18 protein-coding genes are annotated in these 13,040 nt (G+C 60.9%); 6 read left to right on the plus strand and 12 right to left on the minus strand.

The window, feature by feature from the left end:
- Positions 1 to 266: 266 nt before the first annotated feature.
- Entirely contained in the window at positions 267 to 536 is a 270-nt protein-coding gene (locus Q2941_RS41185; RefSeq protein WP_027526807.1) for a DUF2312 domain-containing protein, read from the minus strand.
- A 1,011-nt stretch (positions 537 to 1,547) separates the two neighbouring features.
- Between Q2941_RS41185 and Q2941_RS41190 the strand changes: the two genes are divergently transcribed.
- Positions 1,548 to 1,721: a hypothetical protein gene (locus tag Q2941_RS41190; protein WP_198031890.1), complete on the plus strand. Its 174-nt coding sequence runs from the start codon at positions 1,548 to 1,550 to the stop codon at positions 1,719 to 1,721.
- A gap of 188 nt (positions 1,722 to 1,909) precedes the next feature.
- Here the strand turns inward: Q2941_RS41190 and Q2941_RS41195 are convergent, their stop codons facing one another.
- Positions 1,910 to 2,191 carry a hypothetical protein gene (locus Q2941_RS41195; RefSeq protein ID WP_156944709.1) on the minus strand — a complete coding sequence of 94 codons (282 nt, stop codon included), beginning with the start codon at positions 2,189 to 2,191 and terminating at the stop codon, positions 1,910 to 1,912.
- A 941-nt stretch (positions 2,192 to 3,132) separates the two neighbouring features.
- Here Q2941_RS41195 and Q2941_RS41200 point away from each other — a divergent pair.
- On the plus strand, positions 3,133 to 3,921 hold the full coding sequence (locus Q2941_RS41200; protein WP_458196090.1) for a transglycosylase SLT domain-containing protein: 789 nt from the start codon (positions 3,133 to 3,135) through the stop codon (positions 3,919 to 3,921).
- Positions 3,922 to 4,014: 93 nt separating this feature from the next.
- Here the strand turns inward: Q2941_RS41200 and Q2941_RS41205 are convergent, their stop codons facing one another.
- From Q2941_RS41205 to Q2941_RS41220, 4 genes are all read right to left on the minus strand, one after another.
- Positions 4,015 to 4,563 (minus strand): helix-turn-helix domain-containing protein, encoded by a 549-nt coding sequence (locus Q2941_RS41205; protein WP_458196091.1) that lies wholly within the window; start codon positions 4,561 to 4,563, stop codon positions 4,015 to 4,017.
- 318 nt (positions 4,564 to 4,881) lie between these two features.
- The gene (locus Q2941_RS41210) at positions 4,882 to 5,079 is read right to left on the minus strand and encodes a hypothetical protein (RefSeq protein ID WP_254112265.1); all 198 of its coding nucleotides are present in this window, start codon (positions 5,077 to 5,079) and stop codon (positions 4,882 to 4,884) included.
- A gap of 48 nt (positions 5,080 to 5,127) precedes the next feature.
- Positions 5,128 to 5,424 (minus strand): hypothetical protein, encoded by a 297-nt coding sequence (locus Q2941_RS41215; protein WP_027526801.1) that lies wholly within the window; start codon positions 5,422 to 5,424, stop codon positions 5,128 to 5,130.
- Between the two features lie 18 nt (positions 5,425 to 5,442).
- Positions 5,443 to 5,730 (minus strand): hypothetical protein, encoded by a 288-nt coding sequence (locus tag Q2941_RS41220; protein ID WP_458196092.1) that lies wholly within the window; start codon positions 5,728 to 5,730, stop codon positions 5,443 to 5,445.
- A 171-nt stretch (positions 5,731 to 5,901) separates the two neighbouring features.
- Here Q2941_RS41220 and Q2941_RS41225 point away from each other — a divergent pair, with 171 nt between their 5' ends.
- Complete coding sequence (locus Q2941_RS41225; RefSeq protein WP_458196093.1) at positions 5,902 to 6,909, plus strand: hypothetical protein; 1,008 nt, start codon at positions 5,902 to 5,904, stop codon at positions 6,907 to 6,909.
- Between the two features lie 125 nt (positions 6,910 to 7,034).
- Here Q2941_RS41225 and Q2941_RS41230 read toward each other — a convergent pair whose 3' ends face one another.
- The 3 genes from Q2941_RS41230 to Q2941_RS41240 form a co-directional block, all read right to left on the minus strand.
- Positions 7,035 to 7,181, minus strand: a complete 147-nt coding sequence (locus tag Q2941_RS41230; protein ID WP_198031889.1) for a hypothetical protein — start codon at positions 7,179 to 7,181, stop codon at positions 7,035 to 7,037.
- 246 nt (positions 7,182 to 7,427) lie between these two features.
- Positions 7,428 to 8,348: a hypothetical protein gene (locus Q2941_RS41235; protein ID WP_156944708.1), complete on the minus strand. Its 921-nt coding sequence runs from the start codon at positions 8,346 to 8,348 to the stop codon at positions 7,428 to 7,430.
- A 283-nt stretch (positions 8,349 to 8,631) separates the two neighbouring features.
- Complete coding sequence (locus Q2941_RS41240; RefSeq protein ID WP_027526797.1) at positions 8,632 to 10,038, minus strand: adenylate/guanylate cyclase domain-containing protein; 1,407 nt, start codon at positions 10,036 to 10,038, stop codon at positions 8,632 to 8,634.
- 195 nt (positions 10,039 to 10,233) lie between these two features.
- On the opposite strand from Q2941_RS41240, the gene Q2941_RS41245 reads away from it, so the two are divergent.
- A complete protein-coding gene (locus Q2941_RS41245; RefSeq protein WP_458196095.1) occupies positions 10,234 to 10,584 on the plus strand; it encodes a zinc ribbon domain-containing protein YjdM in 351 nt (116 codons plus the stop codon).
- Positions 10,585 to 10,616: 32 nt separating this feature from the next.
- A complete protein-coding gene (locus tag Q2941_RS41250) occupies positions 10,617 to 10,790 on the plus strand; it encodes a hypothetical protein (protein ID WP_016840760.1) in 174 nt (57 codons plus the stop codon).
- A gap of 124 nt (positions 10,791 to 10,914) precedes the next feature.
- On the opposite strand, the gene Q2941_RS41255 is transcribed toward Q2941_RS41250, so the two are convergent.
- Entirely contained in the window at positions 10,915 to 11,079 is a 165-nt protein-coding gene (locus Q2941_RS41255; RefSeq protein ID WP_027526795.1) for a Flp family type IVb pilin, read from the minus strand.
- Between the two features lie 198 nt (positions 11,080 to 11,277).
- The gene (locus Q2941_RS41260; protein WP_458196096.1) at positions 11,278 to 11,505 is read right to left on the minus strand and encodes a hypothetical protein; all 228 of its coding nucleotides are present in this window, start codon (positions 11,503 to 11,505) and stop codon (positions 11,278 to 11,280) included.
- A gap of 292 nt (positions 11,506 to 11,797) precedes the next feature.
- On the opposite strand from Q2941_RS41260, the gene Q2941_RS41265 reads away from it, so the two are divergent.
- Positions 11,798 to 12,328, plus strand: a complete 531-nt coding sequence (locus Q2941_RS41265) for a phasin family protein (RefSeq protein WP_035664373.1) — start codon at positions 11,798 to 11,800, stop codon at positions 12,326 to 12,328.
- 98 nt (positions 12,329 to 12,426) lie between these two features.
- Here Q2941_RS41265 and Q2941_RS41270 read toward each other — a convergent pair whose 3' ends face one another.
- Positions 12,427 to 12,903: a hypothetical protein gene (locus tag Q2941_RS41270; protein WP_035664389.1), complete on the minus strand. Its 477-nt coding sequence runs from the start codon at positions 12,901 to 12,903 to the stop codon at positions 12,427 to 12,429.
- Positions 12,904 to 13,040: the final 137 nt, after the last annotated feature.

The following is a 13,040-nucleotide window of genomic DNA, read 5'->3' on the forward strand; positions in this document are numbered from 1 at the left end:
TGAATCGATGATTGCGAACTCACTTTAGCTCCACCGCCTTCTTGCTAGCGAAGGCCGGCTAGATGATCTTCAGTGCACTCCCTTTCGCTCTCGAAGTCATCTGCAGGCCGCAGTAGCCCGTAGGATGGGTGACCTGTCCGCCGTAGCTCGACGAGCGAGGGCGGAAGCGATACCCATCAGCCCTCACGAAGATGATGGGCTTCGCAAGTGCTCAGCCCATCCTTCGCGCCGCTGTTTGGAGTCGCTCGAATTGAATCAGGCTGCCATCAGGCTGCCTTGGCGGCCTGTTCCGGCGCCGCCGTCTCCATCGCTCTCATGTAGAGATCAAGCAGGGTTTCTCGCTCGTCACGCTCGTCCTCGTCCTGCTTCCGCAGCTTGATGATCTCCTTGAGGATCTTCACATCGAAACCCTCGGCCTTGGCTTCCGAAAACACTTCCTTCTTCTGCTCGTTCAACTCCTGCAATTCGGTATCCAGATTCTCGATCCGCTCGACGAACGAACGAATTTTTCCGCCGGGAATGGTGACGTCAGACATGGTGCCTCCCTGTTGAATGAGGCCGTGAAAATGACTGCAAAGGAATGACCAATGTATTAACCGACGGACCTCGCACCGCACGCAGGAACCCGCGCAACTGACAAGGCGTCTTCACGATCTTGCAGCCAATAGCATGGGTCGATCGAAGCTCAACGAGCGTAAGGCGGAAGCGTAACCCACCTCTTTGCTTTCGGTGCGCTGAGAGAAGTGGTGGGTTACGCCTAGCGGACTGCGCTTCGCGCAGCCGCAGGGCTAACCCGCCCGACGCGCTGTGCAGGAAATTTGTTCTGCATCTGACTCTGCTTCGTTCTCAAAGAACGAATCAGAATCGCGCAAATCAGCCATCAGCAAATCTTAACGTTCTACTTTCTTGCTGAGGCTTTGGACTTGCCCACGGTGATGGTGGAGCGACTTGTCCACCGTAGCACGTAGGGTAGGTTAGCCTTGCGACTGCGCGAAGCGCAGCTCGTAGGATGGGTAGAGCGCAGCGAAACCCATCAATCACCGCGGCGAAGATGATGGGTTTCGCAAGAGTTCAACCCATCCTACGAATTTGCCGTTCCACTCCACGAAATGGCTCTTCGATATTCCCAGCCGCGACCATCTCCGCAAATGAGCCAACAACCGCTTCGGCAACGGCACGGGCGTTTGACGTTTCGTCGTCGCACGTTTAGCGCGAGCCGCACGAAGGCACGTTGTTTGTCTTGATGAATGAGCTTAGCAACGCCGGAATCGTCTTCACCGAAACCGGCGTGCAGTTCCGTAAGTGGCCGCCGAAGGCGTATGTGCCGGCGGGGATCAAGCAGCGAAGCAAGCGCTAGCGGTGCAGCATGCAAAAAAGGCCCCAGCTCTGGGGGGCTTTGGGGGTGAGCTGGGGCCGTACCGCCCTTGGGGAAGGGCATCGGTCTAACCTAGCAATCGCCCTGACGTTCCGGCGAGCATCGTCGAAAGTCTGTGGAACCAAATGCACGAATACTTATTAAAGGGCATCAATCGCAACGGAGCGATTTCATGCGTGACGAAGAGCTAGCTGCCAAAGCCCTCGGGGAGGCGCAACGTATTCTGGAAGAGTATCTCAAGCCCCTACCACGCACCAACGAACGCGTAATCCTCGATCAACTCGTCGAAGTGCTCGAACGTCCCGATCTTCTTGTTGCAGTCAGTCGGATGCAGCATGGCCGCTAGCGTCGTCGCAGTTCCGTTGCGCAAGCTTTGACCATTCGTCGGCTAGTGCAAGCCAAGCTTGCTCATCCGCCGAATTGCGCACTTCCGCTGCGCGCCGCCGGCATTCCTCTGCCATTTTCAAGTATCTTTCCACTCGGTCGGACATGACGGAGCCACACGGTGGTTAGCCAACGGGTTGCCGCGCGCGCTCAGCGTCTGGCAACGGCGATGTATGCGCTGCTCGCATCCGCCACTGGCGGCCCAACCGACAGCCAGACCCCGACAGCAATCAGAAGCGAGCAGCCGAGAGTCCACCGCATTAGTGGCATTACATCCATCATTGAAAGAGCAGCGGCATTGAAGCTTGGGCCGCCCGCAGCGAAGTAGATCGCGACGAGCGCGATAGCGGCAAATGCCGCGTAACCAAGAATTATCAAGCCGTCGTAGCTACGAACTAGGGACGGCATTGCTGAATGTTGTGCAATAGCCATGATCAAATTCCCACATTCGAGAAGCGCTTCATTGCGCGCCGCTGATTTTAGGACCGGTCCGAAAAATCAGTGTGAAGCAGTTCACGTCGGCACAAAAAAGAAACCGCCCCGGTGGTATACCGGGACGGCTGCGGTGTGTAGCATTTCAACCAGCGCAGCGCGTCGGGTGGGTTAGCCTTGCGACTGCGCGAAGCGCAGTTCGCTCGGCGTAACCCACCTCTTTCGTTTCCACGACGACAGAAAAGGGTGGGTTACGCCTTCGGCCAACCCACCCTACGAAGTCCATCCGAGCTGTTCTCTTCTCACCGCCCATCGTTCGCCGTCGCGTCGCGGCGTTCCCGCCTTGCCGCTCGCCTCGCAGCTTTCCTTGCAACCCAGCGCGCACGAAACTGCTTCGCGGCGCGGAAGGTCCGCGGGGCGACGACCTGAAAGGCCATCGAGGCTATTCCGGCGACCACTCCCTTCACCACGTCAAACGCGAAATCGGGTCCAAAATACTCCCACATGACCCCGGTCCTTCATCGCGAAGGCGCCGCCGGGCAGACGTGAGCAGACACAAATGGAAAAGGCCCCGTCCGTCACCGGCGGGGCCCTCAAGAAAATCGCTGTGCGCGTTGTTCAGCGCACTCGAAACCTCTCGGTACACCCGCTCAAGGTGGACTCGATGCTAAAGCTGCAAAGCATGACCGTGAGCTTCTGGACGCGCATGACGAGGCTCCTGAGATTGCCGCACACCCCTCTTGCGGCGTGCACCGGAGGCAGGGGTCAAGATTCATGTAACACAACCAGACAGACCGGCTTCCGTCTGTGCGACATTTCACACTTGCAGCTACATTTTCAAGCAAGCCCATGGGATGGTAGAGCGAAGCAACGCCCATCAAACTCGGTCAGGTCCGGGTTTCGCAAGGGCTCAACCCATCCTACGTGCTCCCGCGAGACGCATGTCAAGAAAACGCAAGAGCCGCCTTCGCAGCTTTCGGCGCGGCGCTCTGTGGGCGCGACGCAAGCTCGCGCGAGCGCCGCGAGCGGTTCGTATCGCTTGTGTCGCGGCGATCCTGCTTGCGGTCCTGGCGCTGACGAACATCGTCTATCACGTGGTCCGCAAGCCGACTGAGATGTTCTTCCTTGTCGGCAACTCCCTCGACAAGGAACCGGCCGAGACGTGGCGGCAATACGGGCCGCTCTTCCGCAAGCATTCCACCGATACGATCACGCCCGAATTGCTGGCCGCGCTGGCGCAGGTCGAGAGCTCAGGCAATCCGGTCGCGCGCACCTACTGGCGCTGGCGATTGAGCCTCAATCCCCTCGCGCTTTACCAGCCCGCCTCCAGCGCCGTCGGCCTCTACCAGATGACCAATCCGGCCTATGCCGAGGCTATCAGGTTCTGTGTCCGCGGCAACGCGGTCACGGATAGCGGCTGCGGGTCTACCGGCTTCTATATCCGCGCGATCCCGAGCCACGCCATCGAGCTGGCATCGGTGTATCTGGACCGCAATGTAGCGGCGGTTCTCGCCCTGGCGGGCGACGTGAAGGCAAGCGCGCAGCAGAAGCAGGATCTGGCCGCGCTGATCCATCTCTGCGGCGCGGGTCCGGCGCTAGCCTACGCACGCCGTCACTTTCAGATGATGGCCGGCGAGCGCTGCGGCGATCACCTCGTTGCGGGCTATGTCTCCAGGGTCAACGCGATGAAGCGGCAATTCCTGCGCCTTGCGGCGGATGATGGCTCGTAGGATGGGTAGAGCGCAGCGAAACCCATCAATTGCCGCGGCGAAGATGATGGGTATCGCTTCGCTCAACCCATCCTGCAAGCTTTGCTGCCCCCACTACGCCGCGTCGACTTCCCCGGGCAAACCGCTCGGCGTCGGCCCTGCCACAAGCCCGTCGAGACTGACCTGCAGCAGATCGGCGATATGCATCAGCTGGTAGAGAGGAATGTCCACCTCTCCATTCTCGGCACGTGACACAAACCCGGGCGAGACGCCGATGAGCTCCGCCAACTGGACTTCGGTGTAGCCGCGAGTCTCGCGCGCACTTCTGACACGCGCACCAATCTGCCGCCTGTGCCGGGACTGCTCTTCCTCGGTCATCATGGCGGCCTGTTCGTCCGGGCTCGCATATCCATCCACGAACGCGCTGCCGATCAGCCTCCCCTTGCGCCACGCGACCCGACAGTCCTTTCGCAGTCCGTTGCTGAAGACCAACGTGAATTGCTCCGGGATCCATCGCGAGCTGTTGAGTGCCTGGCGGGCGCCGGTGCCGGAAACATCGCGGATCGTACAGGGCACGTTGATGATGCGGCCGGTGCCGTTGTCGAATTCGATGATGCCGGTCCTCAGCGTGTGATGTCTGACTGCAGCACGATACTCGCTCATGACTCGTACGCTCCCGTAACCTGCGGCAACCTCGAACGGCGTATCCGACGCATCCGTAAAATCCAGGCATAGATACCGCAGAATTTTTCCTTAATTCCTAAACCTCCATTGGTTCAACCGAGACTGGAAGCCATGGTAAAGGATTCCCTCCCGATCAATCTTTTCCGGCAGAATGTCTCCTGAGGGTGGATCGGCTCGCAGCTCGTAGGATGGGTAGAGCGCAGCGAAACCCATCAATTGCCGCAGCGAAGATGATGGGTATCGCTTCGCTCAACCCATCCTGCAAGCTTTGCCCACCGTACAGACCTGCAGCCGTGGCTAGCCGGTTTTCTTGGCCCGCAGCGCTTCGTGCGGGTGGCGACGATCGCCGCGTCGATTTGACTTGCGAACGTAAGTGACGAGGGCCTCGGGGTTCTCGAGCTTGATCTTCAGCGCCGCGACCAATGCATCCTCGGCGTCGATCGTGAGCGCCTTGGCGCGCATCCCGAGCTTCAACCCGACGGTATAGGACGTCATAGCAGGCTCCTCTGGCAGGCTCGATCGATGCTTCGAGACAAAACCGGATCACAAATGTTCTATCAGGGCCGGCGAACCCAGTTCGTCGAACCGAAACAGCTGAAAGACCCGCTGGCCGTTGAAGTCGAGGACCCTCAGATCATCGGTCTCGTGCAGATTGCTTTCGACCGCCTGAAAGTGCCCGCCGTAGCGCGCTCTCGCGAGCGCCAGGGGAACCTCGAAGCCGACGAACTTGCCGATCCCCTTGTTCCTGAGCACCTCAAGGAGCCTCTGGTCGTTCAGGGACTCGTGCGATGTAAGAATGAGCAGCGGCCCGCTCGCCGTGAGCAGCAAAAGCGATTTCATCGCATCCTCCTTTGCTCCCTATCTGATCTTCGCCAAACAATCCTTCAGGCGCTCCAGCTCGGAACGAACCTGCGTCTCCATGGTGTCTTGCAGTGCGCTTATGCCCCTGCTGGACAATTCCGCGGAGGCCTTCCTGTCCAGATTCTGCTTCCAGTCCCGGATGGCTTGCTTGGTGGCCCTTTGGGCCTCCGACGTCGCCTTGAGGTACTCCTTCATGCAGGCGTCGGCCATCGAGCATGTCTGGCAGTCCTGGGCGGCGGCCGGACTTGAAAGAAGCAGGGCGAGTATCGCGGTAAGGACTCTCATTGCACTTCCTCCACGCCATACCATAGCACAACGCACCGCGTGCCGAGGTCGCCATAAATTCTCCCACACCTTCGCGTTGTCTTGATCACGACGGCGGCGGGAACTATCCTCAGCAATCTCGGACTGCCGCACTCATTCCGTTGACGAACGGACTGAATGGAGAGCGCATCGGTGCCTGAGTCGCACGACCCCAAGCCGGACGACCCCAATCCGGACGAGCCCAAGCCGGACGAGCCGAAGCCGGACGAGCCGAAGCCGGATGATCCGCAGGGCCCGCAGCGCGCCGACGGCGAGCTGACGCGGGCCTATGAACGGATCAAGAGCGCCAATGAAGAACTCGCACGGCTGGACCGACTGGTTTCCGGATTGGAACGCGGCGACAGCCCGCCCCCGCCAGCCCCGCTAGTAGACGCCGGTGCGGAACGAGCCGACGCTCCCCCGGACAAAGCGCCGCCGCCGCCGAGCAAGGTTCGCCCTCAAGGCCTGAAAGCGGACCGGCCCATGCTGCGCGCCTTCGTTGGCCTGTTACTGGCGATAGGCGTCCTCGGTGCTGCCTTCGCTTCGCAATATCGCGACGAGGCCAAGGCGATCATGGCGCGATGGGCCCCACCGGCCTCGAATCCGCCCCCGGAGGTATCAGACGTTCGCAGTCCGGCGCAGCCGCCAGCGGTCCAGCTGGCTGCCGCGGATGAGCCGACGTCCGTGCCGGCACCGCCGGTCCCCAGGGAATCGGAAAAGCAAGCGAACAAGGAAGCGCAAAAGCAGGCAGAAAGCGCTCCGCCGGCCGCCGCCACACCGCCCGACCAGGCATCCGCCGAGCTTGCGCAATCGCTCAAGACCATCACGCAGTCGCTTGCGAACATCAACGACAAGCTCGAGCAACTGAAGAGCCGTCACGAGCAAACGCTTCGCGAGCAGGCCGACGCCATTCAACAACTCAAGACGGCGCAGGAGAAAGATGCGGGGGACAATGCGCGCCTCGCCGCGCAGGTCCAGGCGTTGCAAGCGCAGCTTGCTGCGTCATCCGCGAAACCCGCCGCTCGGACCGTGATGAAGGAGAACGACACGGCTGCGCGCCAGCACATAGCCGCACCCGCACCTCGGCGGCCCAGGCCGCCGCGAGAACACTGGATGCCCCCGCCCTACATGATGGACCCTTACGGCTATCCTGAGTGGTGAGCCCTCACGATGGGTAGAGCGTATCCCGTAGGATGGGTGGAGCGAAGCGATACCCATCATCTTCACCGCGGCAAATGATGGGTTTCGCTGCAGCGAAACCCATCCTACACCCTACACGCTTTCGCTCAGAAAAACCCCGGGCTGAGATCCAGCCCGTAGGTCAAGCTCAGCACGAACACGAACAGCGCGGCCGCGGCGAACAGCGCCATATGCCTGAGAATGAACGCACGCGGCGACGCGGTGGCAATGACAGCTTTCTGCGCAACAGGCATGACGGCCTCCAGTATGATTTCCAGAAATGACCGCTCAAAACGCGGCGGCCCCATCAAGCCGCGCGATCTGCAAAGCAACCATTAAGGAGATCACGTCCGTTTTGAACGGCCATACATAACGAGCCGCGCAGCAAGCGTAGCCCGTAGGATGGGTGGAGCGAAGCGATACCCATCGATCGCGGTTCGGAAAGACGATGGGTTTCGAAGAGCTCAACCCATCCTACAAGCGCTACCCCGCGCCTCGCATCACTTGCCCGCGGGCACCCAATCCACCGTGTTGAGGTCCGGCAGTTCAGGATGACGCGTGTCAGGCGTTTCGGTCCTGTAGAAATTGACAAGATCGCGAACGGCGACGAACTCGGCGTGGTGACGATCCCGCACCGGGCCGGGAATCGAGGCCAGGCCCGCGAAGACCGGTGCGATCTCGTTGAATTCTCCAGGCATCTGGTTTTCACCCTTGTCGCGAAACCGTCTCGCCTCGGCAAACACCGAGAGCCCGACCTTCCAGCACTTCTCCTGCACATCCTCATCCAGCGCGGCCGGCTTCAGGGTCAGCAGATAGGCCGGGCGTAAGGACCAGTAGTGGTTGCCATCGAGTTCGCGTGAGACCTGTTTCACCCAATCGGGATGTTTCTCGAGGCTCGCCAGAGTAGCCGTTGCGCCTCCCTCATTGTCGGGGTGGCGCACGATGTAGTCGACACTGGGAGAGATGGGCCAAACCACGGCAGCCAATGAAGCCGCGATGCCGATGACGAATACGGCGCGCGAGCCCAGATAGCCTCCCACCATCACGGTCAGAGGCAGCAGGATCATCAAAGAGCTAAAAAGCCAATGGAAAGGCGCAATGGAGTCGTCGAGGCGACGGAAGAGAATCTGGAACATGAAAATTTCCAGCACAATGAGTCCGACCATCGCCATGAGAAATCGCAGAATCCCGTAGGGCGCCCACGCCTGCAATCTTCCGTCGATCAGCAGGACGACAAACGCGGCTGACAGCGTCAGCCAGCGCAAAGGAGGCATGAGAACCATGATGCCGAGGCCGGCTTCCCGCCCCCCACCAAAGGGACTGGGCACGCCTGGTATTTGCTCCACAAGAGCCCAGAGCCACAGGGTGACCAGGAAGCTGGCAATCAGGAGCGACGCCGCGAGCGCGGTCTTCATATCCATCTGGTCACCTTGGTGATGAATGCGGATGAGCGTGGCGTGGCCCGGATCGAGCGCAGCGTAATCGGCGTATCGTCCCGCGGGCTCCAATTCCGGATTGCGCTGCGCTTCATCCGGACTACGGTGACGGGCTGTCGCCAAAAACCGCGATGATGAAATAATGCCGATGATTTGCCCGACGCGTCAAGCGACTTCGTAAAATCCGCAAACGCATCACAGGGGTGATCGGCTACTTTGCATGGGGTTGTTTTCGCGCTTTTTGTTTTGCCCCCACCCGGCTCCACCCTCAGGGAATCTCGTACACCGACACCCTGTCCGAGATGCCGCTCAGCGCCACGCTGCGTCGCGTTGGGCTTAGGCCGCCGGCCTCGAGCAAGGTCCGCGTGTCGGCATGCTCCAGCACCGGCTCCGTCACCACGATCGCGCGTGAGGCGGCAAGCCCCTGGACGCGCGAGGCGATGTTGACGGTCTGGCCAAAATAGTCCTGCTGGCCGTTGAGCGTGACCGCGAGGCACGAGCCTTCGTGGATGCCCATCTTGAGCAGCAGGCCCTGATGCTGCCGCTCGGCGCCGAGGTCGCTCATCGCCTCGCGCATGCGGATGGCGGCGGCAATGGCGCGGTCCGGCGTCTCGAAGGTCGCCATCACGGCATCGCCAATGGTCTTCACGATGGCGCCGCGCTCGGAGACGATGATCTCCTGCAAGAGGCGGAAGTGCTCGTTGACGAGATCGAAGGCGACGAGGTCGCCGACATGCTCGTAGAGCCCGGTGGAGTCGCGCAGGTCCGAGAACAGGAAGGTCAGGCTGAGGATCTTCAGGCGCTGGCCGATAGCGAGCGTGTCGGTGCGGTAGAGATCGCGGAAGGTCTGGTTGGTGAGGAGGCGCTTTGCCGTCAGCGCCGGCTTGCGACGCGTCAAGAGATCGTCGAGCGCCTTGTTCGCGACCCACACCGCCGGCAGCACGCGGCCGTCGGTGCGGTTGTCGAGCGCCAGCCGCAGCGGCCCGGGGCGCAAGCTGACCGCTTCGGCAGGCGTTTCCGCCTTGTTGAAGATCATCGAGAGGTTCTGCCGCTCGCTGGTCTCCTCGCCCTTGATATCGAGGAACTGGGCGGTATGCGTCACAGGATCGAACACGATCAACGTGCCCTCTGGCACCTGCAGGGACAGGATGGCCCGCTCGCCCGGCGGCAGGTCGAACGTCTCGAGCGTCACCTCGCGCAGCAGTGTCTCGACGTCGCCCGGAAGATCGATGGCCGAGCTCCAGAAGATCTGGCGATAGTAGTCGGCCAGCGGCAAATCGTCGGGATTGTGGGCCGCGATCTTGCGCACGCGCGGGCTGATCGTGAAGGTCACCTCGACGAGATTGTCGAGCGTCGTCTCATAGCCCGCGGCGCAGAAGGCGCAATGATAATGCGGGCTGTTGAGGGTCTTCAGGCTCTTGTTGGCGGACAGCACACCGGCGCAGCTCGGGCAGATCACGCTCCAGGTCATCTCGGCCATGCCGAGCTGCACCGCATGCAGCAGGCCCGCGACAACGCGCTCCTCATCGAGCCCGGCGCGAACCGCCAGGTCCAGCGCGTTCATGCGGTTCAAGGCATGGTCCGGCGCCTCCCGCACCATGCGCTCGAGCATGTCGACGACGCCTTCGTCGGCCGACTGACGCAACACACCAAACAAGGTCTCGATTTCGCTCATGCGATGATGTTACCTGAACGCGGCGCAAGCGGTAATCCGCTCCCTATCAGCTATGTTTCGCGAGGCTGAGCACAAGCGGTATCAGCCAAATGCTGCGTCACGATGATGGGAGGGACAGGTAGCCCGGATTTCCCTTGCTTTCCCCTCCCCGGCCCCTACGGTGCGCCCGCCTAAAAACGTTGGATAAGATTGACGATGACTGACGCCACGAAATGCCCCACCTGCAACTCCGAGCATGCCTACCAGGATCGCGATCTCTGGGTCTGCCCGGAATGCGGCCATGAATGGAGCACGTCGACTGAGGCGGCTTCGGAAGCCGCGCAGGGGGCGGGCGTGCGCGATGCCAACGGCAACGCACTTACCGATGGCGACAGCGTCATCGTGATCAAGGATCTCAAGATCAAGGGATCGTCCTCGGTGGTCAAAGGCGGCACCAAGGTCAGGAACATCCGCCTCCAGGACGCCACCGACGGACACAACATCGCCTGCAAGATCGACGGCATCGGCGCGATGAATTTGAAGTCGGAGTTCGTGCGGAAGGCGTAGGGACGGTCGGGATCAGCGAAGCGAGGACGACGATGAACGGCAATCGCTACTACGGAGTTCGGGTCGAGGGCGCCAAATATGGCGTGGGCTTCGGTTCGGCGCTGGCCATCGCGATCTCCTACACCAAGAACCATTCGATCCTGTGGGCAATCATCCACGGCATTCTGGGCTGGCTCTACGTGATCTACGCGGCGCTGTTCGGCTGATTGGCCCCTCGGCCAATAGATTCTCGTTTACAATACTTCGGATTTACGGTATTTCTTTAGTCGCCGCGATCCGAGAGGCCGTCGGTAGCCCGGATGGGCATCCGGGCTACGCAGACCGCTCTTGCTACTTCAACGCGGCGGCCAGCGCGTTGAGCTTCTCAACCAGATTGGTGCCGAGCGCATAGATGACTTCGATGATGGCAAGCGCGATGCCGGCGGCGATCAAGCCGTACTCGATCGCGGTCGCGCCGGACTCGTCAGCGATGAATTTTGCGAAAATGCGCTTCAAAAGCGTATCCTTTCCGGTTGTGCGAGGCATGGCCCGCGCGTAACCGGATAGGATACGCAATCTACGATTGCGTTAATTCGGGTCTGTCAATTTGACGATATGCGAGACGAAGGCTGCGCCGGGATCGTGCTCGCGGAATGAGCCGGCAGGATGGGGCTGGCCAACGGCGCAGGCCCACCCTGCTCTTTCGGATCTCGCTCAGCGCGCGGTGCCGGTCGTGACCGACGCGGTCGTTGCGGTCGTCACTTTGGCGCGCGGCGTCAGCACGCTCACCTGGTGCGGAGACGGCGCGGTCGTGGAAGCCGCCTGCTGGTTCACATGCGCGGCGCCGAGCAGGCTCACCTGCACGGGCGAGGCCGCAAAGCCATTGGCCTCATAGCTCGGCAGTTCCGCGGCGAAGGCGGCGGTGGCAGCAGCGACCGACATGGCAGCGGCTGCAATGGTTAACGGAATTGTTTTCACACCGAATCTCCTGGGTAGAACGTGAGATCCGGAACTATGTCCTTATGTTGCAGCGCGGTAGCCCGCCTTGCTGCATTGCAACAATGCAGATTTTGCAGATGGCCGGACCGTCCTGAACGCGAAATCCCTCCGGCCTGGCGTTCACCCTGCCAAATCTCATCACACCCCCGCCACGCCTGTGACAAGCCGCAATCGCGATTTCAGCGCAAACGCAGCGGAGGGTTGCAGCTTCATCGATTTGGGGAGTCATTTTGTAATGTTGAGCGTGGACCAGACCAAGCAGACCGGAAAATCCGGCCAGCGCAACCGGAAGAAAAAGACGAAGCAGGCCAAGGCCGACGAGCAACACGCGGCCGCAACGGTTCAGTCGCCGGATCCCGAGCCGGAGACCAGTCAGGCAACCGAGCTGGAGACCGGCGTAGACCTCGAACCACAGTTCCCGTCGACTGAGGTTTCTGCCATCGAGACAGCAAACGTGCCGGCCGCTTCGATGGAACTCGTCCCGGTCAGCATGCAGTCGATTGCGGATGCCTATGGCGACTACACCAGGAAGTCACTTGAACGCGCCTGGTCCTTCATCGGGAAGCTTGCGAGCGCGCGCTCACCCGCGGAGGCGTTTGAGCTTCAGATGGAATTCGCGAAGCAGGCGTGTGAATCCTTCGTCGAAGAAACGCAGAAAATCGCCGACCTGCACGAACAATTGGTCAAGCAGCGGGTCGTAAACCTTGAGGGCTTCGTGGCCAGGATCACCCAGACCACGCTGGAAGTCCGTGCAACACGCCACTAGCTGGTCGTTCGGTATCCGAGGCCGCGAGGCAAAAAAAGAGACCGCCCGAAGGCGGTCTCACACCCCCCGGATCAAGGGGACCGGATCCGGGAGGGCACCTAGGCGCTTTCGGATACCTGTTCCTCTTGGGCGGGCTCCTCCTCCATGGAGGGAACGCTGCCCGCGGCTTCCATTCTGCGCTTCACCTGCTCGCATGTCTTGCGGACGTCCTCGGTGAACAGGGCGCATTCTTCGATCCTTTTGAAGATCTTGCGTCCTTCTTCACGGTAGCCCGCGGCCGTTTCGCGCATATACGCGATCGCATCGTGCACCTGAGCCGTCAGCTCTTCGCATTTTCGCGCAGCTCCGATCAACTCGGCCCCCATCGCCTCGATCTCTTTTGCGGCGGATTCATAATCGCGAATGACCGCCTCTGCGCTGAGGGCGCCCACACGCGTAACGCCCTCCGTGTGCTCGACATAATCAGGCAATGCAATTGAAGCTAATGAACTTCCGTGACGAACCGAAGCAATGTCCGCCTCAAGTTGAACCAGGTTTACCGAGTCCTTTCTTCGCAATTGTTCGACACTTGCCATGGGTGGGTTCTCCCGATACGCGCCCCGAACAACCCCAACGCTCCCAATGTATTACGGGGGTAACTCGCGTTCTAACTGTATATGCTGTTGACTGCCTCAAGCTTGCCGTATTTTACGACATCCGGCCGGACACCTGC

The organism is Bradyrhizobium sp. UFLA05-153 (assembly GCF_054185185.1).